Below are 244 nucleotides of genomic sequence, written 5' to 3' on the forward strand. Positions count from 1 at the left end.
GTAAAACATTCTCTGGAAGTATTTAATGAATTGCAGTTCTCGATTTCCTGTACCACGAGGCAGCCGAGAGGAAGCGAAGTGCATGCTGTGGATTATCATTTTTTAAGTCCTGATGAATTCAGGCAGAAAATTGCGGAAGATGCTTTTGTGGAATTTGAAGAAGTTTATACCGATAAATATTACGGAACACTGAAATCCGAAGTTGAAAAAATCTGGAGTCAGGGAAAAGTAGTCATTTTTGATG

Annotated in this window: 1 protein-coding gene; it reads left to right on the forward strand. The window is 38.1% G+C overall.

What is annotated here, in order from left to right:
- Positions 1-30 precede the first annotated feature (30 nt).
- Positions 31-244, forward strand: a 214-nt coding sequence (locus tag ACPYOM_RS23490) for a guanylate kinase (RefSeq protein WP_481347828.1), incomplete at its 3' end; no start/stop codon positions are given.

It is taken from the genome of Monashia sp. HAY1-2A (genome assembly GCF_056755315.1).